This window comes from Perlucidibaca aquatica (assembly GCF_001676655.1).
Lineage (GTDB): Bacteria > Pseudomonadota > Gammaproteobacteria > Pseudomonadales > Moraxellaceae > Perlucidibaca > Perlucidibaca aquatica.
Map to the genome: position 1 here is coordinate 1,342,840 of NZ_LZDB01000002.1, position 18,032 is coordinate 1,360,871.

Sequence of the window (18,032 nt, forward strand, 5' to 3'; positions counted from 1 at the left end):
CACTTCTTCCGCTCAAGACCAGTCCACCCCATGCACTACCAAGCTCCCCAACAGTCCCTGTTGCGAGGCCTAGCGCTACTCACGCTTTCGGCCCTGCTGTTCTCCGCTATGGGCGTGCTCATCCGCCTTGCCTCGCACACCGTGAATAATGAAACCATCGTATTTATGCGCAGTGTGGTGGGATCCATTTTACTGTTGCCGCTGCTGGCCGTGCATGGCACTGCCCTGCTGAAAACCTCGGTTCCTTGGAAGCATGCCTGGCGCGCAGTGGTGGGCCTCGCCGCGATGTATGGCTTCTTTTATGCCATCGCGCATATCCCGCTCTCCAGTGCGATGGTCTTTACATACTCTTCGCCTGTCTTTATTCCGCTGGTAGCTTGGCTATTTTTGAAAGAGGCGATTACGGCACGCATGATGATCGCGGCGACGCTCGGCATGGCCGGCGTGCTCATGGTCTGCAAGCCCGAGCTGGCCGGCAACGGCTGGATATTAATTGTGGGCATCAGCTCCAGCTTACTGGCCTCTATGGCCTTTGTGACCGTGCGTTCCCTTTCCACCACCGAGCCGACCACGCGCATCGTGCTGTACTTCAGTTTGTTTTCGGCCGGCATCTCCGCCATTCCCATGCTTTGGGCCTGGCACCCACTAAACGCCTATGAGCTTTTGCTGGTAACAGGCGTGGGTTTGCTCGCCACCTTGAGTCAACTGGCCATGTCGAAAGCCTATGCATTAGCACCCGCCGGCAAAATTGGACCGGCGGCTTATTTAGCCATTGTGTTTGCTGGCCTATGGGCCTGGATATTGTGGGGCGAAGTGCCCGATCAACTCGCTGTGATCGGCACCGTGATCATTTTCACGGCGACGCTGTTGTGTTTACCCCAACGCCAATCGCAGCGGCCGCCGGAGCCACTGGCGGAGCAGTAAAGTAGCGCTCAGTTACCGGACAGCTCGCCACCGGCAGCCAGTCCGGCGCTGTATAGAACTTATCTCGCACGGGCACTAGCACCTGAGACCAATAGCGCGCGTAGTTAAAGCCCTCTCCCAACGCGAAAACATAGCGTTGGCCATGAAGGCTCACGTTCACAGTGCGAACTTGCTCAAACCATGCCGACACCGCCGCCAACTCGGCGGGGCGCTTTAAGTAAATCAAAATGGATCGCCCATCGAGGGCACGGAAATCAGTCCAGAAGTCATCTTGGCGGGCATATTTTGATCCGGGCCCAATGACCATGACCGGCTCTTTAATCTGATACGACAACACAGAGGCCCAGGTATAACCCCTCGCCGCGACGGGCAAATTTGCAGCTTGCGCAGGGCTTAGCCCTGCCTCTTTAACGAGCTGATCTCTCGCCGCAGCCAACAGTGCCGGCGCCTCGGTAGCGGCCAGCAAATCCTTTGCCACTTTCGGCTGATGCTGCCAAACGCTGTAGGGCACCAACAAAATCGCGAAAATCACCACAACATGTGCGGCACTGAGCCAACCCATCCAACCTAACCAGCGCTGCCATTGCGCTACCGGCGTTGAAAACAGCGCCATGAGCACCATGGGGTAGAACCACAAGACCCAATGCAGGCCGATGGTTTTTTTCAAACTCACGACCAAAAAGCCCACGAGCGCAGTCAACACAATCACACGGGCCAGCCGAGCGCCTTCAGCAATCTCTGCGGGCAATGCAGGCGACGTCCGCCAGCTACGCCACCAGGCCAGGGCCAACGGCGGGATTACCACATACGCCATCATGGCCAGATACGTCAGCATATCGGCCCATTGAATGCCGACCTCGCCACGATTGCGATTGACCAAGTTAAACAGGAGGTTGGCCCAGCAATGATTGAGGTTCCAGTACAGATTGATCAAACCGAAGGGAATCGCCACCAGCACGAGCGTCATGCCCAAACGCCAGAGGAGACGATTCACCGCAAAGAAGTAAATTAAATAGGCCAGGCCTAGAAAAACGGCAAAGTATTTCGACAGAAAGGCCAGCCCCAAAAACACCCCTGCAAGCGCCGCCCAGCCATAGGACGTCGCTGTGTGCCCCGTTGAGCGGGTGGGCGAAGCATGTCTAAGCGCTTGCACAGCCGCAAAGCTGGACGCTGCAGCAAATAGCATGCAGCCGGTATCGGTCAGCGTAAACGCGAAAATGAGACTAAGGGGGCTAAACAAAAAGACCAGCGCAAGCAGCCGCGCCTTTTCAACATCAAAACGTTGCCACTGCGCATATAGCCCGAGGGCGATCAGCAGCTCGGTCAGAATGCCCGGCAGTCGGACCATCACAGGGTGTTCAGAGACCTGCAGCATCAGCCACGTCATCCAGCCCGCCATGGGTGGATGGTCGTAATAGCCGTAATCGAGATGGCGTCCCCACAGCACGAAATACGCTTCGTCACCGGTCATCGGTAGCAGCGCTGCCAGGACCAACTTGATGAGCAGCGCCAGACACACGCCCTGCCCCAGCGACAGACGTGACAGCCAAGCAGTTCGCGTCATGCCTTAACCTCTGAGGCCGAATGAGTGGGCAGTGCCATCACCGAAATCACACCCAGTAAGACGGCGAACCATAAAGTCGCTAAGCGGATAATCACCGTGGCGGCAATGGCTTGAGGCAAGGGCATGCCCTGCAGCACCAACAAGCCCGTCATGGTGGCTTCAGTGCCCCCAAGGCCGCCCGGCAAGAAGCTTAACGCGCCCACTAACATAGCAAAGCCGTACACAAAGAGCGCGAAGCTCAATGAAATATCCGGTTGCAGGCTGTGCAAAATCAAGTATGCACCCACGCCTTCCCCCAACCACGCAATGAGGGTTAGGCCTTGTGCCTGCCATAACAAGCGACCGCGCCAGAAGGGTCGACTGCTGGCCGCCACATCGGACAGCCAGATCAAACCGGGCGAGTCATGGCGCCAGTGCGCAAACCGACGCAGTAATTGCTCTGGCAGGGGTGTACGCAACACGAACAGACCACCGATTAACAACGCAACCAGGACTGCAAAGTACGCGACACCACCAGGCAGATGCGTAAAGCCTATTGCCGTCAGAGCCACAATCGCGACTAAGTCGGCGAGGCGCTCACTAAAAAACATGGCGGCTGAATGGTGGTACTGAACGCCATAGGGCTTAAGAAAGAGACTGCGAATTAACTCTCCGGCTTTGCCTGGCGTGGTTGTCAGCGAGAAACCCGCAAAATAGATGCGCAGATTGGTCATCCGTGAAATCGGGTGATGATCGCGCTCCAAGTACAAATGCCAGCGCTCCGCTCGGAGCAGGTAATTCAGCAACGATAAGGCTAAAGCCGCAAGCATGGGCCACAGACCAATTTGCTGAAAAGCCTGTAGCACGTCCCGCCAGCCAGACCACAACGCAAACCCCAAATAAGCCAAGGCACTTAAGCCAATAGACCACCAGAGCAGGCGTTGCTGAGTCGAGGAAAGTGTCATTAGGCCACCATGTACAGCGTGACTAAAAACCATAGGCCGCCGGCAACGAGAATGTGGCGATCATTCAAGAGGTCACGCGAAGGATCACCACCTCCGGTCTCTTGATGCAGCAAAAAGAGATACCGGAAGCAGGCGTAAATCACAAACGGCACCGTAAACAACAAATCATCGGTATCGTGAATTCGACGCACGTCCACATCCATGGTGTAGAGGCTGTAGCTGAGAATCATGCCCGTACAGGTAATGCCAATCAGCTTATCGAGTAGCTCAGCGCTGTAGTCCCCCAAGACTTTACGATGGTCAGCGCCGTGTCCGCGCATTTCCAATAATTCGGCTCGGCGCTTAATAAAGCCCAGAAAGAGGGTTGCCCAGAGGCCACAGAACAGCAGCCAATTTGAAGGGGGAATATCTACCCCATCGGTTCCGGCGAGAATACGCAGCATAAAGCCTGCCGAAATACAGAAAATATCGAGCAAGACAATCTGCTTCCAGCGCAGGGTATACGCCACGTTCAGCAACAGATACGCCAAGACATAGCCCGCTACAGGCGGATTCGCTGTCCACGCCAACAGCAATGAAGCTGCTGCCAGCACCACACCCAACAAGCGTGCCTGCTGCTCGCTCACCGCACCTGAGGCAATGGGACGAAAGCGCTTCGTGGGATGCAGTCTATCCTCAGCAACATCATGCAAATCATTGAGCACGTAGACGGTGCTGGACGCCAAGCAGAAGGCGGCGAATGCTAACAAAACTGCCTGCACCAACGCGGGCTCGCTCCAGCCATGGCCAAAGATCAAGCCCATGAACAGGAAGCCATTTTTGACCCACTGATGCGGGCGCATGAGCTTCAACATAAACACCATCCTAATAATTGTTATTTAGCGCCACGGCTTAAAGTGGGGTTGCTCGGCCAGTGCCAGCATGTCGGTATCGCCCGAGCTATCGCCATAGGCGGCAATAATGCGTGGCTGATTAAAGTGCGTCAGAAGTCGGCGTGCCTTTTCTGGCCCGTAGCAGTTGGGTGTCGCCAACTGGCCGGTATAGCGCCCCAATGCATCCACAGCCAACTCAGTGGCTAAAACCGTCTCAAAACCTGCGTCTCGCGCCCAAGGCCTTAAGTACAGCCCTAAGGTCGCGCTCACCAATACACAGCAATGCCCTTGCTTTAAATGACCATGCAATTTGGCAATACCTTGGGGCCGCAAGGTCGCTGGGATTTTTTCCCGAGCAAAGCGCTCGGCTAAGGCCTCCACTTCATTTACACGGCGCCCCTGGAGATAGACCTGTAGTACGCGGATTTTGGCGGACTCATTGTCTTGCAAGCGCAACACATAGCAGAGCAACGTGGGCAGGCACTTCAGGAACGCCCAGACAAATTTTGGCCATGGTGTGACAAACGCAAGAAATCGAAAAAACGACTCGCCGTGCGTGAGGGTGCCATCAAAATCAAACGCTGCCACAACCGGATGCTTGACCAACACCGTCATAACTTGAGTCTCTTAAACACCACCTCGGGCACGTGACGAATAATCAGCAAAATCAAACGCCAGAATCCCGGGATATAGACCTCATCCCGCCCCTTATCGCTAGCGGCAACAATTTGCTGACCCACCCAAAACGGGTCCGCCACGAGAAAAAGACCCGGCAAGCCAAAAGTCATGCGGGTATCAACGAAGCCAGGCTTCACTGTGAGCACGCTAACACCAGAGGCAAATAAGCGATTACGCAAGCCCGCCAGATAAATAGCGAATCCCCCTTTGGCGGCGCCATACAGATAGTTGCTTTGACGACCACGATCGCCAGCAACGGAGCTGATGCCCACAATAAAACCGTGTTTGCGTTGCTCGCAGACATCAGCGAAGGCATTAATTAAGGCTACGGGGCCGGTGAAATTACGCTGAATCACCTGCAAGGCAGGCGCGCCATGGCGCATGGTTTCGTTATCGGGCATCCATCCCGCAGCGCACAGTAGGCCATCAATTTGACCATAGGTTTCTTGTAGCTCGGCCAGCCAACTTTCACGCGGAGTCGTCTCATCTAGGTCTAAGGCCACCACTTGCGCGGCGGTGTTAAAGCGCACGCGGATATCCTGAGCCAAACGTGCGAGCTCAGCATCATCACGCCCGGCCAAGAGCACGCGCTGCCCTTGTGCTGCCCATGCAAAGGCACAGCCACGCGCCATCGCGGAGGTCGCACCTACAATCAGAATCTGGGTCATCAGCACATCTCCAAACGACGGCCCAGTGCCGACACAAACAAACCTTCTGGATCGAGCTGGCTGCGCAATTCGCGCCACGCATCGAGTTGCGGATACATACGCGGCAGTGAAGAGGCCGCCAGTCGTGCGTCTTTAGCCAAATAGACTCGACCACCATGATCCAGCACCACAGCGTCTAGTGTGTCGAGCAAGGCCAAGGTGTCGTGTCGCAGGGGCAGATCTAACGCGAGGGTGTAGCCGGGCATGGGGAAAGACAGCAGACCTGAGCCGGCCGCGCCAAAACGCTTAAGCACCGCGAGGAAGCTGGCATTACCCGATAAGCTCAGACGCGTCAGCACAGCCTCTAGGCCCTTGGCCGCTGTTTCCGGTGGCAATACAAATTGGTACTGCACGAAGCCCTTTTTACCGTACAGACGATTCCACTGCTGGATACCGTCCAATGGGTAGAAGAACGGTGCCAAATCACAGCGGAATGCCTGTTGCTTGCGGCCCTCCCAACGGTAATAGCCGGCGTTAAAGGCTCTTACTGTATAGCGATTCAGGGCGAAGCCCGGCAGGTCAAAAGGCATCTTAAGCTTGGCTGCTTTTGGGCCACTCGACAGTGCGCCTTCGGCATGATGGCCGCGCATAAACACCGATCGGCCGAGGTTTTTACCGGATGCCAGGCAATCAATCCAAGCCACCGTGTACTCGTCGTCCAGCTCTGCCGACTCCATCAGCGCAAAGGCTTCCGCCAAGTTCGCCGCCGGGCGATGCTGTACTTGCATCTCGGCTGAGGGAATGCGCTTCAGTTGCAGCGTCACCTCGCCAATGATGCCCGTCATGCCCATGCCACCCACCGTGGCCCAAAACACGGACGGATAAAGATCGGCAGAACAGCGCAAAACGCCCTGCGGCGTAAACAGCTCGATTTCTCGAACAAAGGCGCTAAAGCTACCCACATGATGATGGTTCTTGCCATGCACATCCGCCGCGACCGCACCGCCTAGGGTGACGTAGCGCGTGCCCGGAGTGACCGGCAAAAACCAGCCCTGCGCCATGACCACCTGTAAAATTTCATCCAAGCTCACACCGGCCTCGGCGGTCAGCAAGCCGCTCTCGGCATCAAAGGCAAGGAATCGATTCAGACGCGTCATGAGCACAGTCGTGCCGGAGGCGCTGATCGCAGCATCGCCATAGGCTCGCCCATGACCTCGCGCAATTGCCGCCTGCTGGGCTAGACCAACCAGCTCGACGTAACGATCTGGCCGGGCCACTTGCGCAGCCACTTGAGGGTATCGGCCCCAGCCCGACAAGCTTTGTTTTACGGTATTTATTGTCATGTATTAGCGCTTCTTGAAGCCGGGCGGCAACATGCCCCCCAGACCGCCGGGAAAGCCCGGGCCGCCCAAACCGGGCAATCCACCTTTTGCACCCCCCATGCCGCCACCGACTCCACCGCCGGGGGCACCCATGCCGGGCATGCCATCCATCATGCCAGGCGGCAACTTACCCGCCAGACCCTTCATCATTTTCATCATGCCGCTGGGGTTGGCGAATTTTTTCATCATCTTCGCCATTTGTTCATGCTGCTTCAGCACGCGATTCACGTCCTGAATTTGCGTGCCCGAGCCATTTGCAATTCGGCGCTTACGCGAGCCATTAATCAGCTCTGGCTTGCTGCGCTCTGCTGGCGTCATGGATTGAATGATGGCTTCCATGCGCTTCATTTGCTTTTCCGGAGCGCCGCCAGCCATTGCCTGCTGAACGGCCGCCGCATTCATGCCCGGCAGCTTATCCATGAGACCCGCCATGCCGCCGAGATTACGCATTTGCTGAAACTGTTCGAGCATGTCTTGCAGGTCGAAGCCCTTGCCCTTTTGCAACTTCTTGGCCAGTTTCTCTGCCTTGTCCTTGTCGATCTTGCGCTCGACTTCCTCGACCAGCGACAGCACGTCGCCCATGCCGAGAATACGCTGAGCGATACGATCCGGATGGAACAGCTCCAGCGCATCCGTCTTTTCGCCGACACCGATGAACTTGATGGGCTTGCCGGTAATAGCTCGCACCGACAGCGCCGCACCGCCACGGGCATCACCGTCGGCTTTGGCAAGCACCACGCCGGTCAGCGGCAACGCATCATTGAAGGCTTTTGCGGTATTGGCGGCATCTTGGCCGGTCATGGCATCGACCACGAACAGCGTTTCAATCGGGTTGATAGCCGCGTGCAGGCGCTGAATTTCAGCCATCATTTCTTCGTCGATGGCGAGACGGCCAGCGGTATCGATAATCACCACATCGGCAAACTTGAGCTTGCCCTCGGCAATCGCTGCACGGGCAATCGCCACCGGGTCCTGACTCAAATCGGAAGGGAAGAAGCCCACGCCGATGTCGTTGGCCAAGGTTTCCAGCTGCTTAATCGCGGCCGGACGATAGATGTCGGCGGATGCCACCAACACCGACTTCTTTTGCTGCTTTAAGTATCGAGCCAGCTTGCCTACCGTGGTGGTCTTACCCGCACCCTGCAAACCGGCCATCAGAATGACGGCCGGTGGCAACGTGGACAGATTCAGGCCTTCATTCGCCTCGCCCAGCGTGCGCACCAGCTCTTCATGAACAATTTTGACAAAGGCCTGGCCCGGCTGCAGCTGCGTCAAAACCTCCTGACCCAGTGCCGATACCTTAATGCGCTCAATAAAATCTTTTACGACGGGCAGCGCAACATCTGCTTCCAGCAAAGCCATGCGCACTTCGCGCAAGGTATCTTTAATGTTGTCTTCGTTGAGTCGAGCGCTGCCGCTAATGGCGCGCAGACTGCTACTGAGGCGCTCGGTTAAATTATCGAACATGAGATTAGAAGTTCCACCAACGCCGGACCGGCCGGCAACATGTGGTTGATTATAGACAGGCTCGTTGCCTAGCGCACGGCCGCGCGCTTGTGCCAAACTGTTGTTTCTTCAGATCACCCGACGACCTGCTGTCATGGATGTGTTACCCGCCAGCCTTGCCTTAATTGCCACGCTGCTTTATCTCAGCGCCAGTGCCTATGTTGCACGCGCTATTGCTCGCCAACAAAGCCCTGAACGCGGACCGCTAATTGGCCTGCTCAGCACAGCGTTACTGCTGCATGGCATCGTCATGCACGAAGTACTGATTCAACCGGGCGGGCTGTTTTTTGGCCTCGCCACCATCGCCGTGCTTCATGGCTGGCTGCTCGCCCTGCTGGCTTTACTCGTGAATGTCTACCGGCCAGTGCAGGGTATTTTCCTTATTGCTATGCCGTTAGCCGCCATCGAGTTGGGTCTAGGGGTCCTAGGCCATGAACCGAATGCGCGAAGCACGGCATTCACCGCCATGATGCAGGGGCATATTTTGCTCTCGTTGCTGGCCTATAGCGTGCTTAGCATTGCCGCGCTTCAGGCGCTCTTGGTGTTCGCTCAAGACCGGGCACTGCGGCGTCATCGTCGCGGCATTTTGATGGCTTTGCCGTCCTTACAGACCATGGAAAACATGCTGTTTGAGCTTATCGGTATTGGCATGGTGCTGTTAACACTCGCCATCGGCACCGGATTTTTTGAGTTAAACAATCTCTTTGCCCAGCATGTAGCTCACAAAACTGTCCTGTCGCTGATGGCGTGGGCTGTCTTTGCGGGCTTACTGGCTGGCCGTTTTTGGCGAGGCTGGCGCGGCCGCACCGCTGTGAAGTTTACGCTGGCGGGCTTTGCTCTCTTATTGCTTGGCTTTGTTGGTTCGCAAGCAGTTATCGAACTCTTGTTAAACCCCAGTGCCCCTTAACCAGCGCCCTTTAAATGGGGCCCCTTAAGTCATGTCCATGTTGATCGTTTTATTAACGGCGCTTGCCCTGCTGCTTTGGCTACTTAAGCGCAACCCACGCTGGCTATCGCATTTAGCCTCGCGCATTGCAGGTCGCCTGAATCGTCGCCCTGCGATTCGTCTCTGGGTCGTTCGACTCATCGGCCAGCTGCTGCTGCCCGACTTGCACCGGCGCTTATTACTGGGCTTATTAGAGTTGGATCGCTGCACTGTCAACGACATCATGATTCCACGCCAAGCCGTATCCGGTATTGACTTAGACGACGACCTCGACACCATTCTGCAGACCTTACGCACCACCCAGCACACCCGTCTGCCGGTGTATCGCGGTGATTTAAACCACACGGCGGGCATATTGCACGTACGCAACGCAACGCGCTTTCTCGGTCGCAGCGAGTTTAATAAGGCGGATATTTTGCAATACTGCCGAGCGCCCTATTTTCTGCCCGAACGCACGCCATTACCCGCACAGTTGCTGGAGTTTCAGAAACTGAAGCGGCGCTTGGGTTTAGTGGTGGATGAGTACGGTGACGTCCAGGGCATCATTACCCTAGAGTCAATTCTGGAAGAGCTGGTGGGCGAGTTCACCACGCGCGCGGCCGACAAACACCCCGACATCACCCCGCAGAAAGATGGCAGCTGCCTCATCGACGGCACGGCCAGCCTGCGCACGATCAACCGTACCCTGGGCTGGAACTTACCGACGGAGGGTCCACGCACCCTGAACGGTCTTTTGCTTGAACAGCTAGAGACCATTCCAGAGGCGCCTGTTGGCTTACGAATCAGCGACTATCAGCTCGAGGTGTTGCAGCTACGCGGGCATTTGATTAAGTCTGCCCGCGTGTTGAAATTTAGACCGTGACGTGAATCTGGGCGATCACCTGGCGAGCCGCAGAACGGGCGGCTTCAATGTCCGCTCCTTTCGCCAGCGCCACACCCAAGCGGCGCTGACCGGCGACTTCAGGCTTACCAAACAATTTCAAATCGGTATCGGGCGCAGACAAGGCCTGCGCCAAATTGCCAAACGTCATCTCACGCGAATGCCCTTCCACTAGCAATACGCAAGATGCCGTTGCGCCCTGCTGACGAATGACCGGAATCGGCAAATCTAAAATCGCGCGAGCATGCAGGGCAAATTCAGACAGGTTTTGCGACATCAGCGTGACCAATCCGGTGTCATGCGGACGCGGCGACACTTCGCTAAACCAGACCTGATCACCCTTCACAAACAACTCCACGCCAAACAAGCCATGCCCGCCCAAAGCCGCTGTCACTTTTGCTGCCATGTCTTGCGCGGCCGCCAAGGCGTGCGCAGACATGGGTTGGGGCTGCCAGGATTCGCGGTAATCACCGGCGACTTGCAAATGCCCAATAGGGTCACAAAATGACGTCGTGGTACCGCCCTGACCATCCGTGTGACGCACCGTCAGCAAGGTAATTTCATAGTCGAAATCAATAAAGCCTTCCACGATGACGCGTCCAGCTCCGGCACGCCCCCCCTCCTGAGCATAATCCCAGGCGTATTGAATGTCGGCGGCTGTGCGCACCACACTTTGGCCTTTGCCCGAAGACGACATGATGGGCTTGACCACGCAGGGCATACCCACCTGTGCAATACCGGCACTAAACGCGTCAATGTTCTCGGCAAAAATAAATGGTGACGTGGCCAAGCCTAGCGTTTCTGCCGCTAAGCGACGAATGCCTTCGCGATTCATGGTGAGCTGTGCTGCACGCGCTGTTGGAATCACTCGCCAGCCTTCGGACTCTAATTTGACCAGCTCATCGGTGGCGATGGCTTCAATTTCAGGCACGATCAACGCGGGCTTTTCCAGCTCAATCACACGTCGTAGGGCGGCGCCATCGAGCATGGAAATCACATGGCTGCGATCCGCCACCTGCATGCCCGGCGCATTCGCATAGCGGTCCACTGCAATCACCTCACAGCCCAATCGCTTCAACTCCAAAATGACTTCGCGACCCAACTCTCCCGAGCCCAGTAACATGACGCGCGTAGCTGTGGCGGAAAACGGGGTGCCCAACGGGGTGCCCAAAAGGGGAAGCGTCATGATGGCTGCTCCGGTTGCAGAGAATGAGGCGCAGCCTGTTGGCGGCGTTGCAGTTGTATGCGGGTGAGGATTTTGCGTTGCTGCGTGCGACTCAACAAGCCCCAACTGCGAATCTCGGCCATGCTGCGCGCACAACCGAGGCAAATATCGTCGGCATTTAATTTACACAAGCCAATGCAAGGCGATAGTGACGGTTGCGGAGACATGAATGCGCTCTTGGTGTAAACAAAAACGCACCCTAGCAAGTGTTGAAAAAAACACCAGTAGACGAAGCTCGTTCAGCCAACCGTTATTCCTGAACGCTTAACTCGCGCTGAAAGCGCTTGGCGTTTTCCACGTAATGCTGCGCACTGAGCAATAACATTTGACGCTGGGCTTCATCCAACTGACGCACAACTTTCCCAGGGGAGCCCACCACCAGCGAGTAATCCGGAATTTCTTTACCTTCCGGAATTAACGCCTGCGCACCAATAATGCAGCCTTTGCCGATTTTAGCTCCGTTTAAAATCACGGCTTGGATGCCGATTAATGAGCCCTCGCCCACCGTGCAACCATGCAGCATCGCCTGATGCCCAATGGTGACATTGGCGCCGATGGTCAGCGGAAAGCCGTAGTCGGTATGCAGCACTGCGCCGTCCTGCACATTGCTATTTTCACCGAGGGTGATGAGGTCACAATCCCCCCGTACAACGGCGTTGAACCAAACACTGGCATTTTCTTCCAGCACCACCGAGCCCACGACCGTCGCATTATCCGCGATCCAATGTGCGCCTTTGGCCTCTACCCGCCGATCACCCAACTGATACTTCATATACGCATCCTCACCCATAAAACCGATTACTTTTGTGGCACCAATACCCCGGGCAGGATCGGTGGCCAAGGGTAGTCAATGGCATGGTCAAATCCCTGCCGCATGAACTCGACCAGCATATAGGCCGTCAAACCCCAGATGATGTAACCGTCATAGCGGAAGCACGGCACCACCAAATCGATACCTCGAAAATTGATGCGATGGTCTCGCGCCGGCTTTTGCTCAAAGAAAAACCGCAGCGGCACACGAAATAGACTTTCAACTTCGTCGGGATTGCCGATCAACGCGGGTTCATCGCGCACCCAGCCCACCACCGGCAACACTTTGATGCCACTTTTCGCACGAGCCGGCTTGAGCGCACCCAGAATTTCTACGCAAGCACGCGGCAAGGCGACCTCTTCCTCACTTTCGCGCAGTGCCGTATCGGTCAGCGAAGCATCACTGGCATCGCGCTTGCCGCCGGGAAAAGCGACTTCGCCGGCATGCGAGGTCATGTGCGTCGGCCGCCGCGTGAGCAGTACTTCAGGCTCGCCGCTACCGGTAAAAATGGCAATAAGCACCGCCGCGTCGGCACCATCTAAGGGTACCGCTTGATCGGCGAGGTTTTGTCGTAGTGTCGTGATCTGTGAATGCTGAGTCATCCTGCGATGATACACAGAGCGCCATGTATACTGCACGGCATCAGTTGGGAGCCTGCGTATGAATTTTTGCAGTCACTGTGGTCATGCCGTTGAGCATCGTATTCCGGATGGCGACAGCCGCGAGCGAGCGATTTGCCCGAGTTGCCACACCGTGCACTATCAAAATCCAAAGATTATTGCCGGTTGCCTACCGATTTGGGGCGATCAGGTCTTGCTTTGCCGCCGAGCCATTGAGCCGCGCTACGGCTACTGGACGCTGCCCGCCGGCTTCATGGAGAACGGTGAGACGGTCGCCGAAGGCGGAGCTCGTGAGACTTGGGAAGAAGCCGAAGCCAATGTCACCGACCTGCAGCTCTACACCATCTTCAATATTCCTTACATCAGTCAGGTCTATATGTTGCATCGCGGCCTGTTGGTGGGCGGCCAGTACGGTGTCGGCAGCGAGTCACTGGAGTGTCGCCTGTTTAACGAAAGCGAAATTCCTTGGGATGACCTCGCCTTCCCGTCGGTGAAAAAGACGCTGCAGCATTATTTCCGCGATCGCTTAACGGGTGAGTTTCCGATTCATGTCGAAGACCTTCGCCCGCGCAGCTGACCCAGCGGTCAAAATGACTGAACTTTTAGTCACGAGAGTCAACGCGACGCCCTAATTTCTGTGCATGATGCCTACCGACCTCGGACTTCTCAGTCCGTCTGTATCGTTAGGAGTCATCATGAAAATAGGAAAATTGCAGGGTGTAGGCATTGCGGCTCTCAGCCGTTTTGCTCAGTCCGACTTGGCTGATCAGCTCAAACTTCGTAAACCCGTAGAAAAAATCCTCTATCGAGGCAGCAAGGCCGGCTTCCAATTAGCCGGAGCCGCAGCCCGCGCCTTTGGGCCTGCAAAATCCACTTCTGGCAAGCAACGCCTCCCTGGCACAGCAAGCAGTGGATTGTTTGACCTTAGCCTGAGTGACGAGCAACTCATGATGCGGGAAACGCTGCAGCGCTTTGCCAGCGAAGCACTGCGGCCCGCGGCTCACGATGCCGATCACCATGTCGCTTTTCCGGCTGAGCTCAGAGCGCAGGCTATGGAGCTCGGCTTAGCCTATTACGCCGTTCCAGAAGCACTGGGGGGTATCGCTAGCGAGTCCGCCATCGTGACGCAAATGTTGGCCGCCGAAGACCTCGGCCACGGCGACTTCAGCTTAGCCAGTGCCTTACTCGCTCCGATTGGTGTTGCCAATGCGCTCACCCGTTGGGGTACTGCGGCACAACAAGCCCAATACCTACCTGCTTTTGCCGGTGAGCAACCGCCAGTAGCTGCCATTGCGGTAAATGAAGCCGTCGTTCTGTTCAATCCTCAGCAGCTCGCCACCAAGGCAGAGCGCGTAGCCAATGGCTATGTGTTGAACGGCGAAAAGTCTTTGGTCATTGCAGGTGCTTCTGCAGAATTACTGCTGATTGCGGCAGAACTGAATGGTAAGCCGCAAGTATTTATTGTGACCGGTGGCACACCCGGCTTGAGCTTTAATGAAGATCAGGCTATGGGCATGAAAGCTGCTGAAACGGTCAAGTTACGTCTCGACCATGTGGAAGTCGATGACTCTGCATTGCTCGGCGACGGTGACTTCGATTACCAAGAGTTTTTGGATTTGGGCTACTTAGCCTGGTGCGCGATTGCGACCGGTACAGCGCAGGCCGTGCTCGATTACGTCGTGCCTTATGTCAATGAGCGCGAAGCGTTTGGTGAGCCCATCTCACATCGTCAGGGTGTCGCTTTCATCGTGGCCGATATGGCGATTGAAGTGGATGCTATGCGCATCATGACCTGGCGCGCGGCGGCGCTCGCCGAAGCCGGAAAACCCTTCCATCGTGAAGCCTACTTGGCTCGTTTGCTCTGTGCCGAAAAAGCCATGCAAATCGGTACCAATGGCGTGCAGTTACTCGGCGGTCATGGTTTCACCAAAGAACATCCGGTAGAGCGTTGGTACCGCGACCTGCGTGCTGTTGCTATTCAGCACGGCGGCTTGCACCTGTAACCAGCCCTGATCACGCATTGGAGTCATTAGAATGAATCTCGAAAATCCAAAGAAATTCGCCATGCTCGTTGAGCAGGCAAAACAGGTAGCCGACAATTTTTATCGTCCTATCTCACGCAAATATGACAAGGCGGAGCATGCCTATCCAAAAGAATTGGACATGCTGGCATCGCTATTGGATGGCATGAACGAAGGCTCGTCGGAAGCCACAGGCGCAACCAGTGCCAGTAAACGCCCTAGCAGCGATGGTGATACCGGCGTGCGTAATAGCGGTAATTTATCGGCCGCGCTGGGCGCGATGGAACTGTGTCGCGGCGATGTCGGTTTGCTGCTGTCGATACCACGCCAAGGCTTAGGCAATGCGGCGATTGGCGCCGTTGCCAACGACGAGCAATTAGCCCGATTTAAAGGGAAATGGGCAGCCATGGCCATCACTGAGCCCAGCTGCGGCTCTGACTCTGCTGCCATCCGTACGACGGCGGTGAAAGATGGCGATGACTACATTCTTAACGGTGAAAAAATCTATGTCACCGCCGGCGCTCGCGCTGAATGTGTCGTGGTGTGGGCGACTCTGGATAAGTCGCTCGGTAAAGCGGCCATCAAATCGTTTGTGGTGGAGCACGGCACACCAGGTATGGAAATCACACGCTTGGAGCACAAGCTAGGCATTAAAGCCTCCGATACCGCCGCCATTCTCTTCACCAACTGTCGCGTACCCGCCGCCAACCTGCTGGGCTCGCCAGAAATCGATTTGAAGAAAGGTTTCGCTGGTGTCATGGAGACCTTCGACAACACGCGCCCCCTCGTTGCAGCCATGGCGGTGGGTGTTGCCGCAGCCTCCATCGAACGTTTGAAAGAATTACTGGCCGGTCATATTGATGCCAACTACGGCACCCTACCGCTCAATGCCTCCCATGCAGAGGCCACGCTGTATCGTTTGGAAGCGGAATGGGAAGCGGCTCGCTTGCTTACCTTGAAAGCTGCGTGGATGGCCGACAACAAGCGTCCGAACTCAAAAGAGGCTTCCATCTGCAAAGCTAAAGCAGGCCGTGTTGCCAACGAAGTCACGCTGAAATGCGTAGAACTGGCGGCCTCTTTAGGCTATGGCGAAGATGAGCTGCTGGAGAAGTGGTCGCGCGATTCCAAGATTCTCGACATCTTCGAAGGCACGCAACAAATTCAGCAGCTCATTATTGCTCGTCGCGTGTTGGGTAAAAGCTCCGCTGAGTTGAAGTAACAGGCTCTGCCATGCCAATGGGGGCAATGATGGATTCGGGCTACGGATGCCCGAATCCATCATCATCAACTTCGTGGTGAGAGGTTGCTGCGCAAAGCGAGTTCGGCTGCTGGTGGTTGCACCGGGCGAGTTTTGCGGTCGTGGGTGCGAAGCGGATCATCTTTCAGAAGTTCGTCAGCGAGGTGCGCAAATCGGGTCTGAAAGGCGGCTAGCGTCCATTGCCCAAAAATGGTGTGGCCGCCTTCGTAGGCCTGCTCCTGGTACTCCTCGTTCGTGGTGACATAGCCCATGTAGTCATTGCAATAGGTGCAAATCAGCACCTGCTCAATGCCACGCGGCGCTAGTCGCTTCATCACCGTGTCCAGTAAGCGACGCCCTGCCGTCGTGGTAAATTCACCAGGACAGCAAACCAAGGCCAACTGGCCCAGAATGATGATTTGCAGCGGCAATACGGTCGGCACTAAGGCACTCTCGTTGACTGCGCCGATCCGCGCTTGGCGCTTAAGTTCAGCCACCAATGGGTCTACTGCATCTGGCAAACTCAACTGCATGAGTGGCAGTCCCAGCGCCTGCTTACGGCCCGACTCCATGAGAATATCTTTAGGGCCCTGCACGGCATACAGGTGTTGGTAGTACTGACGCTCAGACGGCGACAGTCGTGACAGAGGACTCATCCGCCAGCGGCGCAGCATGCGTGCACCTGCGCGCATGACAGCGGCCAACGGCGGTGCCACACCCAAGCCATCAACTGGCGTGCCGGCAAAAAACGAAACGCCATGACAGGGATCGCTAGTCCATGCTTGCGTCTCCCCATTGGCCATGGCCGGATCTGCATGCACCGATGAAAAATCGACATAGGTCAGTACGCTATCAATCGCACCGATAATCTGTTGTTGATCGGGAGCCGCCACTATCGACAACGCCAACTGACTTTGATGACGCCCATTCTCGGCGGCATAAACATACTCTGCGCGACCCGTCAGCTGCTGGCGTCGCTTCAATGCTTGCGGGCCGTGATAGTGCGGTGACACATCTCCCGCCGTGCCCTGAGCAAAAATCGCCACCGCACCGCTCGCTCCGGACGCCATCAGCTGCTGCTCCGCTTGGGCTGCGGCATAGCCTTTGTTGTCACCATCATGACGATCCAGCGAATTGCTGAGACACGTGGCATGCACACCAAACAGCGAAAGCAAGGATTGCACCTGCCCTGCACGGCTAAGCCGCAGCACCTGCATTTGCCGCTCCAGCGCCTTATGGTTTTCGCCTTCGCGATAGCGCGGCACGTCAGGGTTACGATTCCACGCGTTTAGCGAGCGATTCCAAGCGACTGGCACCGCCTCATCAAAGCGCGCTGAGGCCAGACTCAGCTCGGTCGGCGCGGCACTCTGCCAAGCCTCAACCACCGAATCCACCGTGGCCACAATGACCGCTTCTAGGTGTTCAGGCACAAAACCGGGCGTGACTAAGTTGTAGAGCACATCATGGCTGCATCCGCCCGGGCCGGAATGCGTGTGGGTGCAGGTCAAAACAAAACCTGCTTCGTTAAACTGTTCACCGAGGTGCTGCTGTAGGCGTTCGACGGCACCGGCGCGCATCGCCTGAGTCACATAGCCCAGATCGAGGCAACAGAAAATCGCAGCCTGGCCCTCGGCATCTTTTAGGACTAACGATCGCGCATAAAGCGGGGTCTCTTGGCCATAAGCACGATGGCCCGGCTGACCAAAACCATGCATCGCATAACCGCGCGGACTGATGCCAATTTCCTGCTTGTTCCATCCCGCCTGATACATATA

17 protein-coding genes and 1 pseudogene are annotated in these 18,032 nt (G+C 56.3%); 6 read left to right on the forward strand and 12 right to left on the reverse strand.

The genetic code is table 11. The annotated features are described in order from the left end of the window. Window positions 1–30 precede the first annotated feature (30 nt). Window positions 31–924 carry a DMT family transporter gene (locus tag A8710_RS10035; protein ID WP_068860163.1) on the forward strand — a complete coding sequence of 298 codons (894 nt, stop codon included), beginning with the start codon at window positions 31–33 and terminating at the stop codon, window positions 922–924. Here A8710_RS10035 and A8710_RS10040 read toward each other — a convergent pair. The 7 genes and pseudogenes from A8710_RS10040 to ffh form a co-directional block, all read right to left on the reverse strand. Next, window positions 854–2,488 (reverse strand): ArnT family glycosyltransferase, encoded by a 1,635-nt coding sequence (locus A8710_RS10040; protein ID WP_068860165.1) that lies wholly within the window; start codon window positions 2,486–2,488, stop codon window positions 854–856. The genes A8710_RS10035 and A8710_RS10040 overlap by 71 nt on opposite strands. Then, on the reverse strand, window positions 2,485–3,432 hold the full coding sequence (locus A8710_RS10045; RefSeq protein ID WP_082968790.1) for a lysylphosphatidylglycerol synthase transmembrane domain-containing protein: 948 nt from the start codon (window positions 3,430–3,432) through the stop codon (window positions 2,485–2,487). The genes A8710_RS10040 and A8710_RS10045 overlap by 4 nt, the downstream gene beginning before the upstream one ends. Next, window positions 3,432–4,286, reverse strand: a complete 855-nt coding sequence (locus A8710_RS10050) for a decaprenyl-phosphate phosphoribosyltransferase (RefSeq protein WP_198341656.1) — start codon at window positions 4,284–4,286, stop codon at window positions 3,432–3,434. The genes A8710_RS10045 and A8710_RS10050 overlap by 1 nt, the downstream gene beginning before the upstream one ends. A gap of 24 nt (window positions 4,287–4,310) precedes the next feature. Then, entirely contained in the window at window positions 4,311–4,919 is a 609-nt protein-coding gene (locus A8710_RS10055) for an HAD-IB family hydrolase (protein ID WP_082968791.1), read from the reverse strand. Continuing rightward, window positions 4,916–5,650, reverse strand: a complete 735-nt coding sequence (locus A8710_RS10060; RefSeq protein WP_068860171.1) for an SDR family oxidoreductase — start codon at window positions 5,648–5,650, stop codon at window positions 4,916–4,918. Before A8710_RS10060 ends, A8710_RS10055 begins: the two co-directional genes overlap by 4 nt. After that, on the reverse strand, window positions 5,650–6,972 hold the full coding sequence (locus A8710_RS10065) for an FAD-binding oxidoreductase (RefSeq protein WP_068860173.1): 1,323 nt from the start codon (window positions 6,970–6,972) through the stop codon (window positions 5,650–5,652). The genes A8710_RS10060 and A8710_RS10065 overlap by 1 nt, the downstream gene beginning before the upstream one ends. A 129-nt stretch (window positions 6,973–7,101) precedes the next feature. Then, window positions 7,102–8,478, reverse strand: a pseudogene (gene ffh / locus A8710_RS10070) (signal recognition particle protein); the annotation flags it as partial. A 133-nt stretch (window positions 8,479–8,611) separates the two neighbouring features. Here ffh and A8710_RS10075 point away from each other — a divergent pair. Both A8710_RS10075 and A8710_RS10080 read left to right on the forward strand, forming a co-directional pair. After that, entirely contained in the window at window positions 8,612–9,424 is an 813-nt protein-coding gene (locus A8710_RS10075; protein ID WP_068860177.1) for a cytochrome C assembly family protein, read from the forward strand. A gap of 37 nt (window positions 9,425–9,461) precedes the next feature. Continuing rightward, window positions 9,462–10,325 carry a transporter associated domain-containing protein gene (locus tag A8710_RS10080; protein ID WP_068860179.1) on the forward strand — a complete coding sequence of 288 codons (864 nt, stop codon included), beginning with the start codon at window positions 9,462–9,464 and terminating at the stop codon, window positions 10,323–10,325. On the opposite strand, the gene purT is transcribed toward A8710_RS10080, so the two are convergent. The 4 genes from purT to A8710_RS10100 all read right to left on the reverse strand — a co-directional run bounded on the left by purT (window position 10,315) and on the right by A8710_RS10100 (window position 12,981). Continuing rightward, the gene (purT, locus tag A8710_RS10085) at window positions 10,315–11,529 is read right to left on the reverse strand and encodes a formate-dependent phosphoribosylglycinamide formyltransferase (RefSeq protein WP_068860181.1); all 1,215 of its coding nucleotides are present in this window, start codon (window positions 11,527–11,529) and stop codon (window positions 10,315–10,317) included. The genes A8710_RS10080 and purT overlap by 11 nt on opposite strands. Further along, window positions 11,526–11,735, reverse strand: a complete 210-nt coding sequence (locus A8710_RS10090) for a DUF1289 domain-containing protein (RefSeq protein ID WP_068860183.1) — start codon at window positions 11,733–11,735, stop codon at window positions 11,526–11,528. Before A8710_RS10090 ends, purT begins: the two co-directional genes overlap by 4 nt. Window positions 11,736–11,818: 83 nt before the next feature. Next, window positions 11,819–12,340 carry a gamma carbonic anhydrase family protein gene (locus A8710_RS10095; RefSeq protein ID WP_068860185.1) on the reverse strand — a complete coding sequence of 174 codons (522 nt, stop codon included), beginning with the start codon at window positions 12,338–12,340 and terminating at the stop codon, window positions 11,819–11,821. Window positions 12,341–12,366: 26 nt separating this feature from the next. Continuing rightward, window positions 12,367–12,981, reverse strand: a complete 615-nt coding sequence (locus A8710_RS10100) for a CoA pyrophosphatase (protein WP_068860187.1) — start codon at window positions 12,979–12,981, stop codon at window positions 12,367–12,369. A gap of 58 nt (window positions 12,982–13,039) precedes the next feature. Between A8710_RS10100 and A8710_RS10105 the strand changes: the two genes are divergently transcribed. The 3 genes from A8710_RS10105 to A8710_RS10115 all read left to right on the forward strand — a co-directional run bounded on the left by A8710_RS10105 (window position 13,040) and on the right by A8710_RS10115 (window position 16,239). After that, window positions 13,040–13,576, forward strand: coding sequence for an NUDIX hydrolase (locus A8710_RS10105; protein WP_068860189.1), 537 nt, complete (start codon window positions 13,040–13,042; stop codon window positions 13,574–13,576). Between the two features lie 118 nt (window positions 13,577–13,694). Further along, the gene (locus A8710_RS10110; protein ID WP_068860191.1) at window positions 13,695–15,002 is read left to right on the forward strand and encodes an acyl-CoA dehydrogenase family protein; all 1,308 of its coding nucleotides are present in this window, start codon (window positions 13,695–13,697) and stop codon (window positions 15,000–15,002) included. A 31-nt stretch (window positions 15,003–15,033) separates the two neighbouring features. Further along, complete coding sequence (locus tag A8710_RS10115; RefSeq protein WP_068860193.1) at window positions 15,034–16,239, forward strand: acyl-CoA dehydrogenase family protein; 1,206 nt, start codon at window positions 15,034–15,036, stop codon at window positions 16,237–16,239. 65 nt (window positions 16,240–16,304) lie between these two features. Here A8710_RS10115 and A8710_RS10120 read toward each other — a convergent pair whose 3' ends face one another. Beyond that, complete coding sequence (locus A8710_RS10120; RefSeq protein WP_068860195.1) at window positions 16,305–18,029, reverse strand: neutral/alkaline non-lysosomal ceramidase N-terminal domain-containing protein; 1,725 nt, start codon at window positions 18,027–18,029, stop codon at window positions 16,305–16,307. Window positions 18,030–18,032: the final 3 nt, after the last annotated feature.